Origin of the sequence: Saccharopolyspora sp. 6V, from assembly GCF_020176785.1 — a bacterium.
GTDB lineage: Bacteria > Actinomycetota > Actinomycetes > Mycobacteriales > Pseudonocardiaceae > Saccharopolyspora_C > Saccharopolyspora_C gregorii.
In genome coordinates, this window is sequence record NZ_JAIUKB010000096.1 from 1 (window position 1) to 23,380 (window position 23,380).

The window sequence follows — 23,380 nt, forward strand, 5'->3', positions numbered from 1 at the left end:
GGGGGGGGGGGGCGCGGCGGCGGGGGGGGGGGGGGGGGGGGGGGGGGGGGGGGGGGGGGGGGGGGCGGCGGGGGGGCGGCCCCCCCCCACGCCCCTGGTGGATCAGGTGGTCGAGACGGCCTCCGCAGAATCGGCGAACTGGGTGCGGTGCAGCTCCGCGTAGAGGCCGTCGCGGGCGAGCAGATCGGCGTGGGTGCCCTGCTCGGCGATGCGGCCACCGGAGATCACCAGGATCCGGTCCGCCTCGCGGATCGTGGACAGCCGGTGCGCGATCACCAGCGCGGTCCGCCCGGCCAACGCCGTGGACAGGGCCCGCTGCACCGCCGCCTCCGATTCCGAATCCAGGTGCGCGGTGGCCTCGTCCAGCACGACCACCGGCGGTGCCTTCAGCAGCAACCGCGCGATCGCCAACCGCTGCTTCTCCCCGCCGGAGAGCCGGTAGCCGCGGTCGCCGACCACCGTGTCCAGCCCGTCCGGCAGGTCGGCCACCAGGTCCTGCAGCTGCGCGGTGCGCAGCGCGGCCAGCAGGTCGGCGTCGGACGCCCCGGGCCGCGCGTAGGCCAGGTTCGCGCGGATCGTGTCGTGGAACAGGTGCGCGTCCTGGGTGACCACGCCGACCGTCGAGTACAGCGAACGCAGCGCCACGTCCCGCACGTCGTGCCCGCCGACCCGGACGCTGCCCGCGTCCACGTCGTAGAGCCGTCCCGCGAGGTGCGTGATCGTCGTCTTGCCCGCGCCGGAATGCCCCACCAGCGCGATGGTCTGACCCGGCTCGGCGCGGAAGCTGATGTCGTGCAGCACCTCGTGCGCCGGGGCGCTCTCCGGGCGCGCCACCGACTCCAGCGAGGCCAGCGACACCTCCGCGGAGGCCGGGTAGCGGAACGACACCCCGTCGAACTCGACGGCCGCCGGCTCGGTCCGGGAGTCGAGCACCACCGCGTCCGGCTTCTCCTCGACCATCGGCCGCAGGTCCAGCACCTCGAAGACCCGGTCGAAGCTGACCAGCGCCGTCATCACGTCCACGTGCACGTTGGACAGCGCGGTCAGCGGGCCGTAGAGCCTGCTCAGCAGCGTCGCCAGCGCCACCAGCGTGCCCAGCTCGAACGCCCCGGAGATCACCAGCCCGCCGCCGAGGCCGTACACCACGGCCGTGGCCAGCGAGGCCAGCAGGGTCAGCGCCACGAAGAACACCCGGCTGTACATCGCCGAGACCACGCCCAGGTCGCGGACCCGCGCCGCCCGGGAGGAGAACATCCCGGCCTCCTCGTCGGCCCGGCCGTAGAGCTTCGCCAGCATCGCGCCGCCGACGCCGAAGCGCTCCGTCATCAGCGAGCTCAGCTCGGCGTCGGTCTTCATCTGCTCGCGGGTGATCCGCTGCAACCGGCGGCCGACCCAGCGCACCGGCAGCAGGAACAGCGGCAGCAGCGCCAGCGCGATCAGCGTGATCTGCCAGGACAGCGTGAACATCGTCGCCAGCACCAGCACGAGGCTCAGCACGTTCGACACCACCGAGGACAGGGTGCTGGTCAGCGCGCGCTGGGCGCCGATCACGTCGGTGTTGAGCCTGCTGACCAGCGACCCGGTCTGCGCCCGCACGAAGAACGCGACCGGCATCCGCTGCACGTGGTCGAACACCTCGGAGCGCAGGTCGTAGATGAGGCCTTCGCCGAGCTTCGCGGAGTACCAGCGCTGCAGCAGCGACATCCCGGCCTCCAGCACCGCGACCAGGGCGACGGCCAGCGCCAGCCACAGCACCACGCCCGGGTTTCGCGGCAGGATGCCGTGGTCGATGATCGCCTTGAACAGCAGCGGGGTCACCACGCCGAGCACGGCGGCCGCGGCGACCAGCACCAGGAACGGGACGATGTCGCGCAGGTACGGGCGGGCGTAGCGCGCGATCCGCCTGGCGAGCCCGGGCGCCAGGCGCTGCCTGGTCACCGAGTCGTCGCTGGCGAAGGAGCGCATCGTCTCCCAGCTGGTCATGTGGTGGTTCCTCTCGGTGTGGCGGCTCCGCCGGCCGGTTCGGGTCGGTCGCGGAGCCGGTGCGGTGCGCGGCCGGTGCGGGCGGCGTCCTGGGACGGGACCGCGGTTCGGACCGGGCGCGGGGGCGTTCGTGGTGGGTCGGCGCCGATCGTGCTAGTTCGCGTTAACTCGAAGTCAAACGCCGGGGAGCGGCCGGGTGTTCCGGGCGTCCCGCCGCCGGTGCCGCGAGCGCCCGCTTTCGAAGGGGAAGTCGTTCCGCGTCAAGGGGTTTCCGACGCCGGACCACTGATGACCACTCGAACGAGCGAAGTCGGGTCGGCTTGATCACAGCGAACATCGCGCTTCTGGAGGATCTTGGCCCGCACCGGGAACGATTACGCTGTGTCCCGGGTTGGAAACGCTGCGGAGTCATCGTCGCGAGGGCGTTTCCCGGGGGAAACCGAGTCACTGGGGTGTTCATGCCGATCCACGAGGGCGCGGTGAACGGCGGCCGGTCGCGCCGGCTGCCGCGAGCCGTCCTGACCACGTCACAGGACCTGCCGGACGAGGAGGGCCCGGACGCCCGGGCGCCGGATCCGCGCGCGGAACGCGCGTCCCGGGAACGGGCCACCCGCACCGGCCGCATCCCGCTGCGGCTGGCCGACCGCTACTTCCTGGTGGCGCACACCGGCACCGACCGGCTCGCCGCGCGGGTGGACCCCAAGCTGGTCGCGCTCGGTTGCGCGGGCGGCCTGCTCGCCGAACTGCTGCTGGAGGACGAGATCGGCGTGCTGCCCACCGTCCGCCCGGCGGGCAAGGGCATGCCGCCGGACTTCCTGTCCTGGTCGGTGCTGCGCGAGATCCGCTCCGAGCCGCAGCACTCGGTGCGCACCTGGATCCAGTACCTGTCCGGCACGGCGACCGAGAAGGTCCGCGCCCGGCTCACCATCATCGACGTGGTCCGCGAGGTCCCGGTCACCGGCGGGTGGCGCGCCGGGCCCGCGGTCGCCTGGCGCCCGGTCCGGCTCGACCAGCGCGCCCCGGCGGAGGCGGTGGTGGACACCTTCACGCACGAGGAATCCGCCGCGATCCGCTCCGGGATGATCACCGTCCCGGACGCCCAGGCCGAGGTCGCGCTGGCCCTGCTGGTCACCGGCACCGGCGTCACCGGCCGGCTCGGCCTGCCCCGCCCCGTGCAGCGCCGCGCGGAGCAGCGGGCCGAGCAGTGGCTGCCCCGGCTGCCCGCGGGCCTGCGCACGATCGTCGCGGAGGTGACCGCCGCCCGCGAGCAGTGGGCCATGACCCCGCGGAGATGAACGCGGTGCCCCGGGAAGCGGATCCGCGGCCCGGCGCACCGACCCCGACAGCGGGACCGCGGAACTCCGCACCGGCACCCGCACCGAGGCGGGGGAGCACCCGCACGGCGGCAACGAGTTCCCCGCCGCGCCGGGGAAGGCCTGCACCGCTGCAGGCGAGTTCCCGGCCGCGGCAGCCGAGTTCCGCACCGCAGCGGCGCCGGCACCACGTCCGAACACCGGTGGGGGGGGGGGGGGCCCCGGGGGCCCCCCCCCCCCCCCCCCCCCCCCCCCCCCCCCCCCCCCCCCCCCCCCCCCCCCGCCCCCCCCCGACCAACGAGGAGAACCGACCGTGCCACCGTCCACCCTGCCCAGATCGGCGGAGCGATCACCCCGCCCGGGACCGGTGGCGAACTCGCTCGCCGCCTCCCGCCTCGGCATGTGGTCGATCATCTTCTTCACTGTCGCCGCGGCGGCCCCGGAGACCGTCGTCGGCGGGGGAGCGGTCAGCGGGTTCGCCGTCTCGGGCGTGAACGGCATCCCCGTCGGTTACCTGGCGGTCGCGGTCGTCCTGGGCCTGTTCGCCGTCGGCTACGTAGCGATGTCCCGGCACGTGGAGAACGCGGGGGCGTTCTACGCCTACATCGCGAAGGGGCTCGGCCGGACCAGCGGCACCGCAGCGGGCGGGGTCGCCGTGCTCGCCTACGCGATGGTGCAGGTCAGCCTGGTCGGCGGCTGCGGGGTGGGGGCGGCGGACTTCCTGCACCAGGCCGGTGGGCCCGCGCTGCCGTGGTGGGTGTTCTCCGGGGTGGGCACCGGGCTCGTCGCGGTGCTCGGGGTGTTGCGCATCGACGTCAACGGGCGCGTGCTGGGCGTGCTGCTGCTCGCCGAGATCGCGATGATCCTGCTCTACGACCTGGCGTTCGTCACCGACCCCGCCGCGCCCGGGGTCACGCTGACCACCTTGAACCCGCTGCAGCTCGGCACCGCCGCGGCCGGGGTGATCCTGGTGATCGCCTTCACCGGGTTCATCGGCTTCGAGAACTCCACGGTGCTCGCGGAGGAGGCCCGCGACCCGCGGACCGTCGGGCGCGCCACCTACCTGTCGCTGGCGCTGATCGGCGGGATCTACGGGCTCTCCACCTGGGCGCTGACCGTGGCCACCGGACCGGACCGGATCGTGGCCGCCGCCGGGGAGCACTCCACCGAGCTGATGTTCGTGCTCGCCGCCGACCGGCTGCCGCCCGCACTGGTCACGCTCGGGTCCGCGCTGTACGTGACGAGCCTGTTCGCGGGCATGCTGTCGTTCCACCACGTGTGCGCCCGCTACCTGTTCGCCCTCGGCCGGGAGGGCATCGGGCCGCGCGCGCTCGGGGTCACCAGCCCGCGCACCTCGGCGCCCACCGCGGGATCGGTGACGCAGAGCGTCGTCACCGCGCTGGTGGTCGCGCTGTTCGCGGTGACCGGGTGGGACCCGATCGTCCACCTGTTCTTCTGGGGTGCGTCCGGTGGAGCGCTCGGCGTGCTGTGCCTGGTCACCGCCACCTCGTTCGCCGTCGTCGGCTACTTCCTGCGGGTGCCGGGGCACGGGTGCGGGCGGTGGCGGACGTTGCTGGCGCCGGGCATCGCGGCGGTGGTGCTCACCGGGATCCTGGTCCTGACCCTGCGCTCCTTCGGCACGGTGCTGGGCCTGCCGCCGGGTTCCGCGGCGGCGTGGGCGCTGCCCGGCGCGTACCTGGCGGTCGCGCTGGCCGGGTTCTGCTGGGGCGCGGTGCTGCGGGTGCGCCGGCCGGATGCCTACGCGCGGATCGGCATGGGAGCGCGATCCGCCACGATCGATCGAGCCGAGGAGCCCGGCGATGCGAACTGACCTCGACCTGCCCGTCCGGACGCTGGTCAGCGCGTTCGTCCACGACGCGGTCTCCTGCTGGCTGGTGCCCGATCCCGCGCGGCGCAGACCGCTGTACGAAGCGTGGTTCGAGCTGACCGTCGCGCACGCCGAACGCACGGGTGCCGTGGTGACCACGGGTTCGGCGGTGCAGGTGTGGTTCCGCGGCGACGGGCGGGAGCCGCCCAAGACGCTGGATGACGAGGGGGAACGGCGGCTCCACGAGCTGCTCGGGCCCTTCGCCGACCGGTTCGCGACCTTCAGCGAGCTCACCGGGGAGCGGCACCCGCTGGTCGCGCACTGGTACCTGTCGCTGATCGGCGTCCCGCCGCACCGGCAGCGCGCCGGAGCGGGCACGGCCGCGCTGGCCGCGAGCCTGCGCGAGTGCGACCGGGCCGGGCTGCCCACGTACCTGGAGGCGAGCAGCACCGCCAGCCGCGCGCTGTACCAGCGGCTGGGCTTCGCCGACCTGGGCACGCCGATCGAACTGCCCGGCGGTCCGCTGCTGCACCCGATGTGGCGAGCGGTGGCCGGTCGGTGAGGTGCGCCGGGGTCAGGTCTGGGACTCGGCTCCGACGTAGTCGAAGTCCCAGGTTCCGGTGTGCTTCGAGCCGGACCGCTCGTACACCAGCAGCGGCGGTGGTGCGGTCGCGCGGCGCTGCTCCGGGACGCGGACGGGCACGGTGATGCGCGGAACGGGGTGGCCGGTGGGATCGGCGGGGACGCTGACCTCGCGGCCGTCCTCGGGCCCGCCGCGCAACCGGGCGCGGACTTGATCCACTGCAGTGACTCCCTTCGCCGACTCCTGACGGCAACCGGTTCCGACTCCGGTCCGGCCCGTCCGGTTCCCGAACTCACCGGATCGAGGGATCATCGGTTTCGGGGGCCGGGGGTGGAGCGGACCCGGCCGGGTGCCGCGCGGTCACCGTCGTCACCAGTGTGGTGACCGAGCGTACTCCGATCCGGTTGCCGGAGGGTTGCGATTCGGCGGCGTTCCCCGCGCCCGCGACGTCCGATTTTCCCCATCGCCCGGGGGAAAACGCGCGGCGGTGCGGGATGCCGGGCGGTGGTCAGGTGTAGAGGGGCGCGAGCAGCGCGGCCGTCTCGACCAACCGGTCCGCGTGCGCCAGCAGCGCCTCCTTCGGGGTCTGGAAGGTGATCGTCGAGATGCTCACCCCGCCGACCGGCCGGCCCGCGCGGTCCAGCATCGGGGCGGCGAGGCAGCGGATGGTCGGCTCGTTCTCCTCGTCGTCGAGCGCGCAGCCGTCGGCCCGCACCCGGGCCAGCTCCTGCTCCAGCACGGCGGGATCGGTGGTGGTGCGCTCGGTGCGGGCGGTGAGATCTCGCAGCAGCGGCGCCCGTTCGTCCGCGGGCAGGTGGGCGAGGACGGCCTTGCCGATGGCGGTGCAGTGCAGCGGCAGCACGCCGCCGATCCGGGACGCCATCCGGTACGGCCCGGGGCTGTCCACCTTGCGCACGTAGATGGCGTGATCGCCGCTGCGCAGCGCCACGTGCACCGTCTGCTGGACCTCGGACTGGAACCGGCGCAGCACGGTGTCGCCGCCGGTGTCCTCGGCGGAGGCGATGGTGGCGGACAGCGCGTAGGCGCGGGGGCCGAGGCCGTAGGCGCCGTCGCCGTCGCTGACGACGTACCCGGCGCCGCTGAGCCCGCTGAGGATGCGGTGCGTGCTGGGTTTGGCGATGCCGGTGTCGGCGGCGATCTCGCCGAGCCGGTGCGGGCCGCCGGTGCGGGCCACTGCTTCGAGCACGCGCAGCGTGCGCAGTGCGCTGCCTTCGGTGGCGCCGGAGCTCATAGGTGCTGCACCGCTTCCTCGGCCGTTGATTTTCCGGTGATCTGCCCCTTACGCTACCGTTCGCATCAGCAGAACGGTATTCCGCGGAACGGAACGATGCTTCGTCGGCGCGGGAACCGGGCGGCTCGAGGAGGAGCGATGACCGGGCGAACCGAGGCCGCGACCGGGGCGGCCCGCCCCCGCGGCCGCGCGCACAACCTGCGGTGGGGCATGGCGCTGCTGTGCTTCGTCGGCCTCTCGGTGAACTACGTGGACCGCTCCGCGCTGAGCGTGGCGCTGCCGTCGATGAACCACGACCTGGGCTTCGACCCGAGCGTGCAGGGGCTGGTGCTCGGCACGTTCTTCCTGGCGTACGCGGGTTTCCAGCTCCCCGCCGGTGCCCTCATCGACCGGATCGGGGCGAAGCGCGCGTTCGCGCTCGGCGCCCTGGTGTGGGGCGTGGCGACGATGCTCACCGGCCTGGTCACCGGGCTGCTGTCGCTGCTGGTGTTCCGCTTCCTGCTGGGCATCGGCGAGTCCACCGGCTACCCGGGTTCGGCGAAGGTCGTGTCCCGCTGGTTCCCGCGCCGCGAGCGCGCCTTCGCCAACAGCATCTGGGACAACGGCGCGCGGGCGGGCACCGCGGTGGCGCTGCCGGTGGTGACCGCGATCATCGCCTGGGAGGGCTGGCGGGCCGCGTTCATCGTCGTCGGCGTCCTCGCCCTGCTGTGGGCGGGGTGGTGGTGGCTGTCCTACCACGAACCGGAGGACCACCCGCGGGTGACGGACGAGGAGCTGGCCTACATCCGGGCGGGCGGCGCGCGCGAGGAGTCCACATCGGACGACGGGCCGAAGGTGCGCTGGCGCGACCTGTTCCGGTACCGCACGGTGTGGGCGATGATGCTGGGCTTCTTCTGCCTGAACTACATCATCTTCTTCTTCATCACCTGGTTCCCGAGCTACCTGGTGCAGGCGCGCGGTTTCGACCTGCTGGAGCTGGGCACGGTCGGTGCGATCCCCGGCGTGGTGGCGATCGGCGGCAGCCTGCTCGGCGGCTGGGCGTCGGATTCGCTGGTGCGGCGCGGCTGGAGCCTCACCCGGGCCCGCAAGACCTGCCTGATCCCGGGCATGCTGCTGAGTTCCGTGATCGCGCTGGCGGTGGTGGTGCCGAACGCGGCGACCGCGGTGGTGCTGCTGTCGATCTCCTACGCGAGCCTGGCGTTCAGCGCGGCGTCGGTGGCGTCGCTGCCCGCGGACGTGGCGCCGCAGCCCGGGCAGGTGTCCTCGCTGGCGGGCATCCAGAACTGCGCGTCGAACATCGCCGGGTTCGTCGGCCCGATCGTCACCGGCGTGCTGCAGACGGCGACCGGCGGATCGTTCGTGGCGCCGCTGGTGCTGTCCGGGGTGCTGGGCCTGGTGGGCGCGTTCTCCTACGGGGTGCTGATCCGCAAGGTGGAGCCGCTGCCGGTCCGCACGTGAGTCCGCGGCGGACTTCCCCGGACGGGGGCGCGGAAACGAGGAGCTGACGGAGTGGAGGAGTGGTGAGCGAACGAGCCGCCGTGCTGCACGGTGCCCGGGACCTGCGGGTGGAACAGGTGGAGCCGGAGCCGCTGCGGCCCGGTGCGGTGCGGGTGGCGGTGCGCGCCACCGGGTTGTGCGGCAGCGACCTGCACTACTACGCCGACGGCCGCAACGGGTCGAACGTGCTGCGCTCGCCCACGGTGCTGGGGCACGAGGCCTCCGGGGTGGTCGTCGAACTCGGCGAGGGCGTCGACGCGGGACTGCTCGGCGCATCCGTCGCGGTCGAACCGGCGCGCCCGTGCCGCCGCTGCCCGACCTGCGCGGCGGGCCGCTACAACCTGTGCCCGTCGGGGCGCTGCTTCGGTTCGCCGCCGGTGCACGGCACGATCCGCGGCACGCTGGTGGTGGACGCGGAACTGGTGCACCGGGTGCCGCCCGGGACCGATCCGGCGGTGGCCGCGCTGGTCGAACCCCTCGCGGTGGCCTGCTGGGCGGTGCGCCGCGCCGGGGTGGTCAGCGGCGCCTCGGTGCTGGTCACGGGAGCGGGGCCGATCGGGCAGCTCGCGGTCGCGGCGGCCCGCGCCGCGGGCGCCGCGCGGATCGTGCTCACCGACGTCGATCGGCGGCGGCTCGACCTCGCCGCCGGGGCCGGAGCGGACGAGGTGCTGGACACCGGCACCGTCCACCCCGAGCCGGGTGCCTTCGACCAGCAGCTGGAGTGCTCCGGTGCGCCGGAGGCGGTGCGCCTGGACGCGCTGGTTCCCGGCGCCGTCGTCGCCCTGGTCGGGATCCCCGCGAACCGGCCCGCGGCGCCCGACCTGCTGGCGGCGGCGCAGCGCTGGGAGATCGACGTGCGCGGCTGCTTCCGCTACGGACCGGGAGCGTTCGCCGCCGCCGCGGCGCTGCTGCGCTCCGGGCGGGCCGACCTGGAGCGGATGGTCACCGCCCGGTTCCCGCTCGCCGAAGCCGATCGGGCGCTGCGCACCGCACTGACCGAACGCGATCATCTGAAGATCGCCGTGCTCGCCGAGGAGACCCCGTGAAGATCACCGCCGCCGACGTCGTCGTCACCTGCCCCGGCCGCAACTACGTCACGCTGAAGATCACCACCGAGGACGGGCTGACCGGGCTCGGCGACGCCACGCTCAACGGGCGCGAGCTCGCCGTCGCCTCCTACCTGCGCGACCACGTGTGCCCGCTGCTGATCGGGCGGGACTCGGGGCGCATCAACGACATCTGGCAGTACCTGTACCGCGGTGCCTACTGGCGGCGCGGGCCGGTGACGATGACCGCGATCGCCGCCGTCGACGTCGCGCTGTGGGACCTGCTCGGCAAGGAGACCGGGCTGCCGGTGCACCGGTTGCTCGGCGGCGCCGCGCGCGAGGGCGTGATGATCTACGGGCACGCCAGCGGGCAGAGCGTCGAGGAGCTGCTCGACGACGTCGCCGCCTACCGGGAGCGCGGGTACCGGGCGATCCGGGTGCAGGCCGCCGTGCCCGGCCTGGAGAGCACCTACGGGCTGCACCACCCGGGGACCGGTTCCACCTACGAACCGGCGGACGCGGCGATGCCCTCGGACAACGTGTGGCACACCCCGGCGTACCTGGAGTTCGCGCCGGAGCTGATGCGCGCCGTGCGGGAGCGGTTCGGCTACGACTTCCACCTGCTGCACGACGTGCACCACCGGCTCTCGCCGCTGGAGGCCGCTCAGCTGGGCAAGTCGCTGGAGCCGTACCGGATGTTCTGGATCGAGGACCCCACCCCGGCCGAGGACCAGGAGGCGTTCCGCACGATCCGGCAGCACACCACCACGCCGATCGCGGTCGGCGAGGTGTTCAACTCGATCTGGGACTGCAAGCACCTGATCAGCGAGCGGTTGATCGACTACATCCGCACCTCGGTGTCGCACACCGGCGGGATCACCCACCTGCGGCAGGTGTTCGAGCTGGCGGCGCTGCACGGGGTGCGCACCGGTTCGCACGGCGCGGGCGACCTGTCGCCGGTGTCGTTCGCCGCCGCGCTGCACCTGGACCTGACGGTGCCGAACTTCGGCGTGCAGGAGTACATGGGTCATCTGGATCCGGCGGGTGAGGTGTTCAAGGTGAACTACTCGTTCCGGGACGGCTACATGCATCCCGGCGACGCCCCCGGTCTCGGCGTGGAGCTCGACGAGGAGGCCGCGGCCCGCTACCCGTACTCGCCGAAGTACCTGCCGGTGAACCGATTGCGGGACGGCTCGATGCACGACTGGTGAGCGTGGTGGAATCGGTGATCACCCGGCGCCGCCGGGCGGGACGAGACGGGGAGGACCGGGCGTGATCCGGGTACTGGCCATCGGCGAATGCATGATCGAACTGACCCACCGGGAAGCGGACGTGCTGTCGCTGGGCTGCGCGGGGGACACGTTCAACACCGCGACCTACCTGTCCCGGCTCACCGGGCCCGCGGAGCTGCAGGTGGACTACCTGACCCTGGTGGGGGACGACCACTACAGCGACCGGATCGTGGCGGCGATGCGCGCGGAGGGCGTCGGTACCGACCGGATCGGCCGGGTCGCCGGGGCGCAGCCGGGGCTGTACCTGGTGCGCACCGACGAGCACGGCGAGCGCTCGTTCACCTACTACCGCTCGCAGTCGGCGGCCCGCGGCCTGTTCGCGGACGGGGAACCGGATTTCGACGGCTACGACCTGGTGCACCTGTCGGCGATCAGCCTGCAGATCCTCGCGCCGCCCGCGCGGGAGCGGCTGCGCGCGGCGCTGCGGCGGTTCCGCGACGCCGGTGGCCGGGTGTCCTTCGACAGCAACTACCGGCCGACCGGGTGGGACGGTGCCGCCGCGGCGGCCGAGCAGGTGCGGGAGCTGTGGTCGCTGACGGCGGTCGGGCTGCCCACGTTCTCCGACGAGCAGGCGCTGTTCGGCGACCCCACCGCGGAGTCCACAGTGGACAGGCTCCGGGTGGCCGGGGTGGCGGACGTCGCGGTCAAGGACGGTGCCGCGGGCTGCGTCGTCCTCGACGGCGAGCGGGTCGTGCGGGTGCCTGCCGTGCCGGTGGAGTCCGTGGTGGACTCGACCGCCGCCGGGGACGCGTTCGACGCCGGTTACCTCGCGGCTCGGCTCACCGGTGCCGATCCGGTCGCGGCGGCGCACCGCGCGCAGGAGCTGGCCGCCACGGTGATCCGGCACCGCGGCGCGATCGTCGCCGAGTCGGTGCTGCCCCGGCGGTCCGCGGCGCCCGTCGGGTGACCGCCTGTCGGTTGAACTCGGGGTGCGTCGTGCTCGGGTGGCGGAACCTCAGCGGCCCCCCCCGCCCGCAGCCCTCCGCCGTTTCCTGTCAGCGGCGAAGCCGCTGAGCCGCCGCCCGCCCGAGCAACCGGACCACCCGCGGGTTCTCATCGGTTCCGTCGCGAGGACAGCGATTTCCCTCGTGGCGGAGCCACTTGGGAAATCGATCCCGCAGCGAGGGAACCGCTGAGGTTCCGCCACCCCGGTGCCACGCAAAATGAGCGAGGAAGCACCCATGTAGAAAAGGCGCATGGGGACCACTCGTACGGCCGCGCTGCGCTTCCACTCCGACGCCGTGCGCGCGGAGACGCACGTCAACCTGTCCGCGGTCCGGGCCGACGGCCACCACCTGTGGGTCGGCGGCGACGAGAGCGCCACGGTGGAGCGCTTCACCCGCACCGACGCACCGCGCCCCGAGTACGCCGAGCACGTCTCGTTCGACCTCACCGAGGTGCTGGACCTGCCCGGCGGCGCCGACGAGGAGATCGACGTGGAGGGCCTGGCCCGCCGCGGCCCCTACCTGTGGGTCGTCGGTTCGCACAGCGCGAAGCGCAAGAAGCCGAAGGCCCACCACTCGGACGCGAAGGCCGCCAAGCGCCTCGCCACCGTCGTGCCGGAACCGGCCCGCCGCGTGCTGGCGCGGGTCGCGCTCTCCGACGGCGTCCCGGTGCGCCGCACCCGCGACGGGGCGCGCAGCGCGGCGCTCGGCGAACCGGGCCTGCGCGAGCTGCTGGCCGACGACCCGCACCTGGCGCCGTTCCTGCCGATCCCCGGCAAGGACAACGGTTTCGACGTCGAGGGCATCGCGGTGCACGGCGAGCCCGGCGCGGAGCGGGTGCTGCTGGGCCTGCGCGGCCCGGTGCTGCGCGGCTGGGCGGTGGTGCTGCGGCTGGCGCCCCGCGAGGAGGACGGCGAGCTGGTGCTGCGCAAGGTCGACGGGCACCGGCGCTACGCCAAGCACTTCCTGGACCTCGACGGCCTCGGCGTCCGCGACCTGTGCCCGCACGGCGACGACCTGCTGGTGCTCGCCGGGCCGTCGATGGCGCTGTCCGGCCCGGTGCGGCTGTACCGCTGGCCCGGTGCCGCCCGCGCCGACCTGCCGGAGGTCGTGCGCCGCGACGAACTGGTCCGGGTGGCCGACCTGCCGCACGGCGAAGGCCGCGACCACGCCGAGGGCATCACCGTGCTGCCTGGCGGCGACCTCCTCGTCGTCCACGACAGCCCCGCCCCGGCGCGCCTGCCCGAACCCGGCACGGTCCTCGCCGACGTCCTCGCCCCGGACTGACCGGACGGCTCAGCGCGTGTTGTGGATCCGGGGTTGGCGGGCAGAACCAGTCAGGAACTCGTTGCCCATGCGGAAAGCATGATCACCCTCGTCGTGATCCACCTCATTGCCAAGCTCCTCATCGGCCGAAGCATCTGATAGGCGTTACCCCGCACCCCTGACAACACAGATCGACAACACCCGATGAGCGGTCGTGCCGAATCGATCCCCTGCGATATGCGGTCTCGCTACGCGATTGCGGAAGCCGCGAACACCCCTGCCCGATTCGCCTACACTCCATGGTCATCCGCAGATGGAGCTCGCGGTGTCCGGGGGAGGCGAAGGTGATGAGCTATTCCAGTGATTACCGCCCGAGAGGTTGCGGGGCCACGGACACTCCGAACGCAGCTGCCTCCGTTCCGTCTCAGGGCTCCCACATCCCCGCCACGCCGAACAGCGCCCCTGCGGCAGCGCCGAAGCGATCAGTGCCCACAACCTGATCACCGCGGACGCTCGGGAACGAGCGAACCGGATCGCGGTCGTGTGCAGGGCGTTCGCCGAGGGGATGTTCGAATGGTGCGCGCGATTGGCCATTCGCTGCGCCGAGTTCGTCGAATCCCGCGGGTACCTGCGGGCATGGGCCACCACAGCCGACCTCGGCGCCCGGGCTGCGAGTCGCCTGCCACCGGGAGGCACGCGTTCGGAACTGTTGGCCAGGAGCCGGCTCAACCTCGCAGCGGCAACCGACGCCCAAGGCGGCACCGGCGAAGCGATCGGTTCCCGGGAGTCCGCGCTGCGCAGCATCCGCGCACTCGCACGAATCGGCCTGCTCCACTTGGACGAAGGTGACGCGGTCAAAGCCGAACTACCTAGCGCGGTGTGCACCGAACTGATCACAGCAGACGGCCGACGCCAGTGGCGCGACCACGTCGGTGCAGCCACCGAGCAGCTTCGCGCGGAAGTCCTCGGAGTCGTCGAAGACCTCGCGGGCAGGCTACGAAGCTGAACCGCAGATCGGCGGACCCGATCCAGCCCCGGAGCGAGCTCAGAACCAGGCTTCGGCGAGGAGCTTCAGGGAGCGGAGGCGGTCGGCGGGGTCGTGGCAGTAGGTGACGGTGATCAGCTCGTCGGCGCCGGTGCGGGTCACCAGCTCCTCCAGCCGGTGCACCGCGGTCTCCGGGGAGCCGACGGCGTTGATGCCGAGCATCGCGTCGGCGAAGTGGCGTTCCCGAGCGTCGACCGCGTCGGGGTCCACCGGTGCTTCGAGGGCGCGCCGGTTTCCGCTGCGCACGTTGACGAACATGCGCTGCACCGTCGTCCACAGCCGCGCCGCCTCCTCGTCGGAAGGAGCGACCAGGACGTTCACGCCGATCATCAGGTGCGGCTCGGTAAGCTGCGCGGTCGGTGCCTCGGTGGAGAACGCGGAGCGGTACACCTCGACGATCTCGTCCAGGTCGGCGGGCGCGAAGTGCGAGGCCACCGCGAACGGCAGGCCCAGCTGCCCCGCGATGGACGCTCCGTTCACCGTGGACCCCAGCACCCACAGCGGGACGTGCGTCCCGGTCGCCGGCCCCGCGGTGACCGGTGCGCTGTGTCCGCGGCCTTCGTCGCCGAACCAGCCGGTGAGGTCGTAGATCGAGTTCGCGAAGCTCTGCGCGTCCGCCCCGGAGCGGCTCAGCAGCTGGGCGGTGAGCTGGTCGGTGCCGGGCGCGCGGCCCAGCCCGAGGTCGATCCGCCCGGGGTGCAACTGGGCCAGGGTGCCGAACGACTCCGCCACCTGCAGCGGCGCGTGGTTGGGCAGCATGATGCCGCCGGAGCCGACGCGGATCCGCTCGGTGCGGTCGGCGGCCTGCGCGATGAGCAGCGCGGTCGCGGTGGCGCCGAGGTACGGGGTGTTGTGGTGCTCGGCGTACCACACCCGCGAGTAGCCGAGCTCGTCGGCGAGTTCGGCGGCCGCCATCGAGGAGGCGATCGCGTCGGCGATGGTGGAGCCCTCGCTGACGGAGACGAGGTCGAGGACGTCGAGCGGAACGTGCGGTGCGGTCACGAAGCCCCTCCGGGCGGGTCGGTTTCCAGGAATTCCTCGGCGATGGCCCGGTTGTAGCGGCTGACCATCTCGGACAGCAGCCGCAGGTCCTGCTCGCTCCAGCCGGAGAGCAGGGCCGCGGTGCGTTCGCGGCGGCGTTCGCACACCGCGCGCACCGCCGCCGCACCGGAGCCGGTGATCGCCAGGACGCTGCGGCGGCGGTCGGCGCCGTCGGGGCTGCGGGTGAGGTGCCCGGCGCGTTCCGCGGCGAGCACCTGCCTGCCGGTCGTGGACGGGTCGAGGCCGAGCGCGGCGGCGAGCCCGCCGATGTCGGACGGGCCGCGCGCGATCAGGGTGCGCAGCAGCAGGTACCCGGCGCGGTCCACTTCTTGGTGGAGTTCGCCGCGGCGGCACAGCATCTCCAGGTTGCGCATCAGCACTGCGGTCTGGAACTCGACGGTGTCGATCGCGTCGCAGGTGGTGCCGTCCGGTTCGCTCGGTGGGCCCGGCTCGGGGAGCTCGGTGCCGGCCGCGGCGCGGGGGTGCTGCGCGTCGGTCACGGTCTCGTCCCTCCTCGGCGTTCCGGCGATACCGGTACGATACCGATATCGGACCGAGGGGTGCCGGGCAGGGCCGTTCGGGAGCCCCGGGCCTCAGCCGATCACCGCGCGGTGGCCGCCGAACCGGGCGCCGAGCGCAGGTCCGCGCCGATCGCCCCGGTCGTCTCCAGCAGCGGCGGCAGCAGGTTCTCCCGCGCCTGTTCGGCCGTGGTGCGGCTGGCGTGCGAGGAGATGTTCGCCGCCGCCACCACCCGGTCCGCGCGGTCCCGGATCGGCGCGGCGATCGACCGCAGCCCCGCCTCCAGCTCCTGGTCCACCAGCGACCAGCCCTGCTCGCGGATCCGCGCCAGCTCGGCGCGCAGCTCCGCGGCGCTGCCCACTGTGTGCGGGCCCAGCGGGTCCAGCCGCACCCGCGCGAGGAAGTCGTCCAGCCGCTCGTCCGGCAGGTTCGCCAGCAGCACCCGGCCCATCGAGGTCGCGTACGCGGGGAACCGGGTGCCGATGTTGATCGACACGGTCATGATGCGGCTGGTGGGCACCCGGGCGACGTAGACGATGTCGTCGCCGTCGAGCACCGACACCGACGCCGACTCGTGCACCCGCGACACCAGGCGTTCCAGGTGCGGCTGAGCGATCTCCGGCAGCGACACGCTGGACAGGTAGGCGAAGCCGAGCTCCAGCACCCGCGGCGTCAGCGCGAACCGCCTGCCGTCCGTCCACACGTAGCCCAGCTGCACTAGGGTGTGCAGGAACCGGCGGGCGGCGGCGCGGGACAGATCGGTGGCCCGCGCGACGTCGCTGAGCGTCATCTCCGGCCGCGTCTCGTCGAACGCGCGGATCACCGCGAGGCCGCGCGCCAGCGACTGCACGTACCCGCCGGATTCCGAAGCCGGTTCCATCGCTCTCCTCGCTCGTCCGGAGCGGCCCTCGCCCCCGGGCACCTACCGTTCCACACACGACACCCGGGCCGCCCGCGGCACCCGTCAGCCGTCCTCGGCGGCGAGCACGTCCCGGGCGAGGGCGAAGGCGCGGTTCGCCTTCGGCACCCCGGCGTAGATCGCGACGTGCATCAGCACCTCGCGGATCTCCTCGGGGCTGACGCCGTTGCGGCGGGCGGCGCGCACGTGCATCGCGAACTCCTCCTCGCAGCCGGTCGCGGCGAGGATCGCCAGCGTCAGGCAGCTGCGGGTCGGGCGCGGCACCCCGTCCCCGGTCCACAGCTCGCCCCACGCGTAGCGGGTGATGAAGTCCTGGAATCCGGCGGTGAACTCGGTCGTCGCCGCGACGGCGCGGTCCACGTGCGCGTCGCCGAGCACCTCGCGGCGCACCGCCATGCCCTCGGCGTGCCGGGTCGTGTCGTCGGTCATCGCGCGCTCCTCGTGAAGTGGTCCAGCAGCAGGGCGTTCACCGCGTCCGGCCGTTCCGCGACGGCCAGGTGCGAGGCGTCGTCGATGATCTCCAGGCGCGCACCGGGCACCGCGGCGGCGATGCGTTCGGCGTGCGGCGGGGGAGTGGCCGGGTCCTCGCGGCCGGCGAGCACCAGCGTCGGCGCGGTGATCCGCGGCAGGCCGTCCACCAGGTCCAGCTCGGCGATCGCCTCCGCGCAGCTCGCGTAGCCCTCGTCGTCGCAGGCGCTGAGCGCGGCGGCGAACGGCACCACCCCGTCCCCGCCGGCGAACGCGGGTGTGAACCAGCGCTCCAGGGAGCTCGCGACCATCGACGTGGTGCCCTCCCGCCGGGCCTGCGCGGCGCGGTCCCGCCACGCCTGGCGCGGGGTGAGCTCGGCGGAGGTGCAGATCAGCGCGAGCCGCCCGATCCGCTCCGGCGCGTGCTGGGCCAGCCACATGCCGGTCATGCCGCCCAGCGACACCCCCGCGAAGTGCGCGCGGGCCACGCCGAGCCGGTCCAGCAGCTCCAGCACGTCCGTGCCGAGCTCGCCGAGCCGGTACGGGCCGGGTGGTGCGGCGGTGCCGCCGTGCCCGCGCTGGTCGTAACGCAGCACCCGGAAGTGCTCGGCGAGCACCGGCAGCTGCCCGTCCCAGAGCCCCAGGGCGGTGCCCAGCGAATTGGACAGCACCAGCACCTCGGCACCGTCCGGTCCGGTCAGGTCGTGGTGCGGGATCATCGGTTCCCTCCGAGGTCGTGCCGGGCCAGGGCGCGGTCCACGAACGCCCCGGCCGATCCGAGGTGGTCGGCGGGCTCGGTCGCCGCGACGACCTCCGGTTCGGACAGCACCGCCCGCACCCGCTCGTCGGCGAGCAGCGCGGAGCGCAACGTGCCGCCGCGCTCGACGATCCGCCCGCACAGCTCGGCGACCAGCTGCCGCGCCTCGGTGCCGCCCAGCGCGCCGCGCAGCGCGGCGGACGCGCTCTCGGCCATCACCAGCCCGGCGGTGAGCTCCACGTTCGCCGCCATCCGATCGGTGCGCACCCGCAGCCCGGCCAGCAGCCGCTCCGCGCCGGAGGAGGCGGCGGCGACCAGGCGCAGCAGTTCGGTCAGCGGTTCCCATTCGGCCTGCCAGGTCCCGGCGGCGCGCTCGTGCGGCTGCGGCATCGCCGCCAGCAGCGTCGCCACCAGGCCGGGCACCCGGTGCGCGGCAGCGGTGATCAGCACCGAACCCGCCGGGTTCTGCTTGTGCGGCATCGCCGAGGAACCGCCGGAGCTGCCCTCGGCGAGCTCGCCGACCTCGGTCTGCGCGTGCAGCTCCACGTCCAGCGCGATCTTGCCGAGCGCGCCCGCCACCGCGCCCAGCGCGCCCGCGAGTTCGGCGACGCGGGTGCGGTCGGTGTGCCACGGCAGCACCGGTTCGGCCAGGCCCAGCTCGGCGGCGAGGTGCCCGAGCACGGCCGTGCCCCGGTCGCCGAGCGATCCGAGCGTTCCGGCGGGGCCGCCCAGCTGCACCGCGAGCCGCTCGGCGACCACCCGGTCCAGCGCGTCCGCGGACTCGTCCAGCGCGGTCAGCCAGCTCGCGCAGCGGCGGCCGAACGTCGTCGGCAGCGCCTGCTGCAGCAGCGAGCGCCCGATCATGAGCGTCCCGCGGTGCTCCCGCGCCAGCTCGGCGCACCGGTCGGCGGCGCCGCGCAGGTCGGCGAGCACCCCGCGCAGCGCGCGGCGGGCGACCAGCATCGCGGCCGTGTCCAGCACGTCCTGGCTGGTGGCGCCCACGTGCACGTGCGGGCGGTCCGCGGGTTCCACCAAGGCGGTCAGGTCCGCGACCAGCGCGATCACCGGAGTCGCCGAGCCGACGGCGCGGCGCGCGATGGACTCCAGGTCGAACTCCTCGGCCCGGCAGTGCGCCGCGATCCGCGAGGCCGCGTCCGGCGGGACCACCCCGGCGCGGGCCTGCGCGCGGACCAGGGCCGCCTCGAAATCGAGCATCGCCTGCGCCCACGCCGCCGTGCCGGTGCGCCGTTCGGCCTCCGGCGTGCTGAACATCGGGGTGAACATCGCGGCCTCAGAGCTCGAAGAAGACGGTCTCGCCGTCGCCCTGGAGGCGGACGTCGAAGCGCAGCCCGTCCGGTTCGGCGACAGCGACCAGCGTGCCCCGGCGTTCCTCCTCCACGGTGGACAGCACGGGGTCGGTGGCGTTCGCGGCGGCCTCGTCCGGGAAGTACACCCGGGTCACCAGCCGCTGCAGCATGCCGCGCGCCAGCACCGTCACGTCCAGGTGCGGTGCTTCGGTGCGCCCGTCGGGCGTCGGCAGCGGGCCGGGTTTGACCGTGCGGAACCAGAAATCGCCCCGCGGATCGGTGCCGCAACGCCCGAATCCCTGGAACGAGCCCGCCGCGCCGCGCGGATCAGCGTGGTGGGCGAACCGGCCCCGCTCGTCGGCCTGCCAGATCTCCAGCACCGCGTCCGGCACCGGCTCGCCCGCGCCGTCGAACACGGTCCCGCGCAACAGGACCGCGCCGGGCGCGCCGGGCGCGACGACCTCGGGGCCGTCCGGCCACAGCAACCCGTCCGGCAGCGCGTAGAACGGTCCGACCGTCTGCGACGGCGTGGTGAGCTCACCCTGCTCCGGCATCAGTCGTCGTCCTCCTCGTCGTCCTCGAACGGGGTGGCGTGCGCGCCGCGCAGCACGATGTCGAACTTGTAGCTCAGCGCCCACTCCGGCACGGTGCTAGCCAGGTCGAACCGGCTGATCATGCGTTCCCGCGCCGCCGGGTCGCGCACCGAGTTGAAGATCGGGTCCTGGCCGAACAGCGGATCGCCCGGGAAGTACATCTGGGTGATCAACCGCTGGGTGAACGCCTGCCCGAACAGCGAGAAGTGCAGGTGCGCCGGCCGCCACGCGTTGTCGTGGTTGCGCCACGGGTAGGCGCCCGGCTTGATCGTCACGAACCGGTAGTGGCCGTCCGCGTCCGTCATCGCCCGCCCCACGCCGGTGAAGTTCGGGTCCAGCGGTGCCGGGTGCCGGTCGCCGGAGTGCAGGTAGCGGCCCGCCGAGTTCGCCTGCCACAGCTCCAGCAGCGTGTGCGGCACCGGTTTCCCGCCGGAGTCGAGGACCCGGCCGCTGACGACGATCCGCTCGCCCAGCGGTTCGCCCGCGTGCCCGGCGGTCAGGTCGTGGTCGTGCTCACCCACCCGGTCGTGGCCCAGCAGCGGGCCGGTGACCTCGGTGAGGTACTGCGGCAGCAGCCGCAGCGGCTGCTTCGGGTACCGCAGCGCCGAGGAGCGGTACTCGGCGCTGTCCAGCGGCGGGTGCGAGGCGGTGTCGGGCGGGTAGTGCGGCAGCAGCATGCTCATCGTCGGCTCCTCCTTCACGCCTGCAGGACCACGGCCAGGCCCTGCCCGACCCCGATGCAGATCGCCGCCAGCCCCCAGCCGCCACCCGCGGCCCGCAGCTGGTGCGCCAGGGTTCCCAGGATGCGCGCGCCCGACGCGCCTAGCGGGTGGCCGAGGGCGATGGCGCCGCCCCGCACGTTCACGATCTCCGGGTCCAGGTCCGGCCATTCGGCGAGGCAGGCCAGCGATTGCGCGGCGAACGCCTCGTTGAGCTCCACCGCGGTCAGGTCGCCCCAGCCGATGCCCGCGCGGCGCAGCGCGGTCTCCGCCGCCGCGACCGGCCCGATGCCGAAGACGTCCGGATCCACCCCGGCGACGCCGCGCCCGGCGATCCGGGCCAGCGGGGTGACGCCCAGGTCGGCGGCGACCGCTTCGGAGCCGATGAGCAGCGCGGCGGCGCCGTCGTTGAGCGGGGAGGAGTTGCCCGCGGTGACGGTGCCGCCCTCGCGGAACGCGGGCTTGAGCTTCGCGAGCTTCGCCACCGAGCTGTCCGCCCGCACGCCCTCGTCCGCGGTCAGCTCGGTGCCCGGCACGGGGACCACTTCGCGGTCGAACGCCTCGGCCTCCCACGCGGCGGCGGCGCGGCGGTGGCTGCGCACCGCGAACTCGTCCTGGGCCTCGCGGCCGATGCCGTAGCGGTCGGCGAGCAGTTCGGCGGAGTCGCCGAGCCCGATGGTCCAGCGCTCCGGCATCTCCGGGTTCGTCATCCGCCAGCCGAGCGTGGTCGAGTGCAGCGTCTCGTGCCCGCGCGGGAAACCGCCCTCGGGCTTCTGCAGGACCCACGGCGCGCGGCTCATCGATTCGACGCCGCCGGCGATGGTGAGCTCGTGGTCGCCGGTCTCCACGGCACGGCTGGCGCCGATGGCGGCTTCGAGCCCGGACCCGCACAGCCGGTTGACGGTGGCGCCCGCGACGCCGGTCGGCAGCCCCGCGAGCAGCGCCGCCATCCGCGCCACGTTGCGGTTGTCCTCCCCGGCGCCGTTGGCGTCGCCGAACGCGACGTCCTCGATGCGCGCCGGATCCAGCCCGGGGGAGCGGTCCACGAGGGTGCGCACCACGTGCGCGGCCAGGTCGTCCGGGCGCACCTCGGCGAGGCCCTTGCCGTAGCGGCCGAAGGGCGTGCGCACCGCGTCGAGGATGTGAGCGCCGTTGCTCATGCTTCTGCTCCGATCGTGGCCTTGAGTTCCCGCAGCACCCGCAGTTCGGTGCCGGTCGGGGGTGCCTGCACGGTGGGCGGGTCGGCGACTGCGAGGTCCCAGCCGGTGGCGGCCCGCACCTGCTCGACGGACACGCCGGGGCTGAGCCGGGTGAGGGTGAGCTCGCAGGTCCGCGGATCGGGTTCGAGCACGCCCAGGTCGGTGATCACCTTCACCGGTCCGCGCCCGCGCAGCCCCAACCGCTCCCGATCGCCCGCGCCGCGGCCGTAGCCGACGGAACTGGTGAAGTCGACGGAGTCGACGAAGCTGCGGGTGCTCTGCCGCATCACCACCAGCACCTCCTTGCAGGAAGCGGCGATCTCCGGGGCACCGCCCGCGCCTGGCAGCCGCACCTTCGGGTCCGCGTAGTCGTCCCCGATCACGGTCGAGTTGATGTTGCCGAAACGGTCGATCTGCGCGCCGCCGAGGAACCCGAAGTCGATGCGGCCCGGCTGCAACCAGTAGTTGAAGATCTCCGGCACGCTCACCACGGAATCCGCGGTGTCGGCGAGCACCCCGTCGCCGATGGACAGCGGCAGCCGGTCCGGTTTCGCGCCGAGCGTGCCCGATTCGTAGATCAGCACCAGGTCGGGGGCGTGGGTGCGGCGGGCCAGGTTCGCGGCGGTGCTGGGCAGCCCGATGCCGACGAAGCAGGCGGCACCGTCGGTCAGCGAGCGCGCGGCCGCGACGCTCATCATCTCGTCGGCGGTGAACGTCATCGCGCGCTCCTCTCGGCCAGGCCCTCGCGGTCCAGCCACGCCTCGAATTCGGCGCGGTCGCGGGAGATCGCGTCCCAGCGCCGGTAGTGGTCGTTGTCCCGCTCCGAGTAGCCCTGCGCGTAGGAGGGGTGGGCGCCGCCGGGGACCTCGGCGACGGCGGTGACGGCCCACTTCGGCAACACCACGGCGCCGGGCCGCGGGGTGAGCTCGTCGACGACCTCCTCGACGGTCACCAGGGAGCGCTTCGCGGCGAGCACGGTCTCCTTCTGCACGCCGGTGATGCCCCACAGCTGCACGTTGCCCTGCCGGTCGGCCTGCTGCGCGTGCACGATGCCGACGTCCGGGTTCAGCGCGGGCACCGCGGCCAGCTCCTCGCCGGTGAACGGGCAGGTGACGGTCTTGATGGAGTCGGTGTGCGCGGGCAGGTCGGTGCCGGTGTAGCCGCGCAGGATCGCGAACGGCAGTCCGGAGGCGCCCGCGGCGTAGCGGTTGGCCATGCCCGCGTGGCTGTGCTCCTCGATCTCCAGCGGCACCGGCCAGGAGTGCTGCACGGCGTCCCGGAACCGGTGCAGCGAACCGACTCCGGGGTTGCCGCCCCAGGAGAACACCAGCTTGCGCGCGCACCCGGCGCCGATGAGCTGGTCGTAGACGATGTCCGGCGTCATCCGGCACAGCACCAGGTCGCGCTTGCGCTGCCGGATGATCTCGTGCCCGGCGGCGACCGGGATGAGGTGGGTGAAGCCTTCGAGTGCGATCACGTCGCCGTCGGCGACCAACTCGGCGATCGCCTCGTCCAAGGCGAGGATGCGTGCCACCGATCCGCTCCGATCGTGCGCATAGTGAACATGTGTTCTTTGCGCGAACACTAGTGCCGCCGCGGCGACGCGGTCAAGCACCGCCCGGCGCAGTGCTGAACGGACCGTTCGACCAACGAGATGAGGCGAACGGTCCGTTCACTCCCCGGCCCGGCGGCCGGAGCGGTGCGATCGACCCGGGTGAGCGGACCGTTGTTGCCGCCGGATGCGGCGTACCCGGCGGTTAAGGCGAAGACGGCGGGGGCGGCATGTCCATTGAGCGGTGCCGGCCCCTA

23 protein-coding genes are annotated in these 23,380 nt (G+C 73.6%); 9 read left to right on the plus strand and 14 right to left on the minus strand.

The features are described from left to right. Positions 1-102: 102 nt before the first annotated feature. On the minus strand, positions 103-1,983 hold the full coding sequence (locus LCD35_RS19325) for an ABC transporter ATP-binding protein (protein ID WP_374108113.1): 1,881 nt from the start codon (positions 1,981-1,983) through the stop codon (positions 103-105). A 458-nt stretch (positions 1,984-2,441) separates the two neighbouring features. Here LCD35_RS19325 and LCD35_RS19330 point away from each other — a divergent pair, with 458 nt between their 5' ends. The 3 genes from LCD35_RS19330 to LCD35_RS19340 all read left to right on the plus strand — a co-directional run bounded on the left by LCD35_RS19330 (position 2,442) and on the right by LCD35_RS19340 (position 5,686). Further along, positions 2,442-3,278: a GPP34 family phosphoprotein gene (locus LCD35_RS19330; protein WP_224959853.1), complete on the plus strand. Its 837-nt coding sequence runs from the start codon at positions 2,442-2,444 to the stop codon at positions 3,276-3,278. A gap of 331 nt (positions 3,279-3,609) precedes the next feature. Next, complete coding sequence (locus LCD35_RS19335; RefSeq protein WP_224962810.1) at positions 3,610-5,127, plus strand: APC family permease; 1,518 nt, start codon at positions 3,610-3,612, stop codon at positions 5,125-5,127. Beyond that, complete coding sequence (locus tag LCD35_RS19340; protein ID WP_224962812.1) at positions 5,117-5,686, plus strand: GNAT family N-acetyltransferase; 570 nt, start codon at positions 5,117-5,119, stop codon at positions 5,684-5,686. The genes LCD35_RS19335 and LCD35_RS19340 overlap by 11 nt, the downstream gene beginning before the upstream one ends. Before the next feature lie 12 nt (positions 5,687-5,698). Here LCD35_RS19340 and LCD35_RS19345 read toward each other — a convergent pair whose 3' ends face one another. Together LCD35_RS19345 and LCD35_RS19350 are read right to left on the minus strand one after the other, a co-directional pair. Then, positions 5,699-5,926: a hypothetical protein gene (locus LCD35_RS19345; protein WP_224962814.1), complete on the minus strand. Its 228-nt coding sequence runs from the start codon at positions 5,924-5,926 to the stop codon at positions 5,699-5,701. A 289-nt stretch (positions 5,927-6,215) separates the two neighbouring features. Next, on the minus strand, positions 6,216-6,959 hold the full coding sequence (locus LCD35_RS19350; protein WP_224962816.1) for an IclR family transcriptional regulator: 744 nt from the start codon (positions 6,957-6,959) through the stop codon (positions 6,216-6,218). Between the two features lie 138 nt (positions 6,960-7,097). On the opposite strand from LCD35_RS19350, the gene LCD35_RS19355 reads away from it, so the two are divergent. From LCD35_RS19355 to LCD35_RS19380, 6 genes are all read left to right on the plus strand, one after another. Next, complete coding sequence (locus LCD35_RS19355) at positions 7,098-8,417, plus strand: MFS transporter (RefSeq protein WP_224962817.1); 1,320 nt, start codon at positions 7,098-7,100, stop codon at positions 8,415-8,417. Positions 8,418-8,479: 62 nt separating this feature from the next. Then, positions 8,480-9,502 (plus strand): alcohol dehydrogenase catalytic domain-containing protein, encoded by a 1,023-nt coding sequence (locus LCD35_RS19360; protein WP_224962819.1) that lies wholly within the window; start codon positions 8,480-8,482, stop codon positions 9,500-9,502. Continuing rightward, positions 9,499-10,713: a D-mannonate dehydratase ManD gene (manD, locus tag LCD35_RS19365; RefSeq protein ID WP_224962821.1), complete on the plus strand. Its 1,215-nt coding sequence runs from the start codon at positions 9,499-9,501 to the stop codon at positions 10,711-10,713. Before LCD35_RS19360 ends, manD begins: the two co-directional genes overlap by 4 nt. A gap of 61 nt (positions 10,714-10,774) precedes the next feature. Next, positions 10,775-11,701 (plus strand): sugar kinase, encoded by a 927-nt coding sequence (locus tag LCD35_RS19370; protein ID WP_224966890.1) that lies wholly within the window; start codon positions 10,775-10,777, stop codon positions 11,699-11,701. A gap of 289 nt (positions 11,702-11,990) precedes the next feature. Continuing rightward, positions 11,991-13,025: a DUF3616 domain-containing protein gene (locus tag LCD35_RS19375; protein WP_224958675.1), complete on the plus strand. Its 1,035-nt coding sequence runs from the start codon at positions 11,991-11,993 to the stop codon at positions 13,023-13,025. 520 nt (positions 13,026-13,545) lie between these two features. Then, complete coding sequence (locus LCD35_RS19380) at positions 13,546-14,010, plus strand: hypothetical protein (protein WP_224966892.1); 465 nt, start codon at positions 13,546-13,548, stop codon at positions 14,008-14,010. A 39-nt stretch (positions 14,011-14,049) separates the two neighbouring features. On the opposite strand, the gene LCD35_RS19385 is transcribed toward LCD35_RS19380, so the two are convergent. From LCD35_RS19385 to LCD35_RS19435, 11 genes are all read right to left on the minus strand, one after another. Continuing rightward, complete coding sequence (locus LCD35_RS19385) at positions 14,050-15,051, minus strand: LLM class flavin-dependent oxidoreductase (protein WP_225044604.1); 1,002 nt, start codon at positions 15,049-15,051, stop codon at positions 14,050-14,052. Continuing rightward, positions 15,048-15,590 (minus strand): MarR family winged helix-turn-helix transcriptional regulator, encoded by a 543-nt coding sequence (locus LCD35_RS19390; protein ID WP_224958681.1) that lies wholly within the window; start codon positions 15,588-15,590, stop codon positions 15,048-15,050. Before LCD35_RS19390 ends, LCD35_RS19385 begins: the two co-directional genes overlap by 4 nt. 101 nt (positions 15,591-15,691) lie before the next feature. Then, complete coding sequence (locus LCD35_RS19395; protein WP_224958683.1) at positions 15,692-16,489, minus strand: IclR family transcriptional regulator; 798 nt, start codon at positions 16,487-16,489, stop codon at positions 15,692-15,694. Positions 16,490-16,573: 84 nt separating this feature from the next. Next, positions 16,574-16,957 carry a 4-carboxymuconolactone decarboxylase gene (gene pcaC, locus LCD35_RS19400; RefSeq protein ID WP_224958685.1) on the minus strand — a complete coding sequence of 128 codons (384 nt, stop codon included), beginning with the start codon at positions 16,955-16,957 and terminating at the stop codon, positions 16,574-16,576. Continuing rightward, a complete protein-coding gene (pcaD, locus tag LCD35_RS19405) occupies positions 16,954-17,715 on the minus strand; it encodes a 3-oxoadipate enol-lactonase (RefSeq protein ID WP_224958687.1) in 762 nt (253 codons plus the stop codon). Before pcaD ends, pcaC begins: the two co-directional genes overlap by 4 nt. Beyond that, on the minus strand, positions 17,712-19,025 hold the full coding sequence (gene pcaB, locus LCD35_RS19410) for a 3-carboxy-cis,cis-muconate cycloisomerase (RefSeq protein WP_255615230.1): 1,314 nt from the start codon (positions 19,023-19,025) through the stop codon (positions 17,712-17,714). Before pcaB ends, pcaD begins: the two co-directional genes overlap by 4 nt. A gap of 19 nt (positions 19,026-19,044) precedes the next feature. Then, entirely contained in the window at positions 19,045-19,614 is a 570-nt protein-coding gene (gene pcaG / locus LCD35_RS19415) for a protocatechuate 3,4-dioxygenase subunit alpha (protein ID WP_224966894.1), read from the minus strand. Further along, a complete protein-coding gene (gene pcaH, locus LCD35_RS19420) occupies positions 19,614-20,336 on the minus strand; it encodes a protocatechuate 3,4-dioxygenase subunit beta (RefSeq protein WP_224958693.1) in 723 nt (240 codons plus the stop codon). The genes pcaG and pcaH overlap by 1 nt, the downstream gene beginning before the upstream one ends. A gap of 14 nt (positions 20,337-20,350) precedes the next feature. Then, entirely contained in the window at positions 20,351-21,532 is a 1,182-nt protein-coding gene (locus LCD35_RS19425; protein WP_225044605.1) for a thiolase family protein, read from the minus strand. Next, positions 21,529-22,290 (minus strand): CoA-transferase subunit beta, encoded by a 762-nt coding sequence (locus LCD35_RS19430; RefSeq protein WP_224966896.1) that lies wholly within the window; start codon positions 22,288-22,290, stop codon positions 21,529-21,531. The genes LCD35_RS19425 and LCD35_RS19430 overlap by 4 nt, the downstream gene beginning before the upstream one ends. Further along, entirely contained in the window at positions 22,287-23,105 is an 819-nt protein-coding gene (locus LCD35_RS19435; protein ID WP_224966897.1) for a CoA transferase subunit A, read from the minus strand. The genes LCD35_RS19430 and LCD35_RS19435 overlap by 4 nt, the downstream gene beginning before the upstream one ends. Positions 23,106-23,380: the final 275 nt, after the last annotated feature.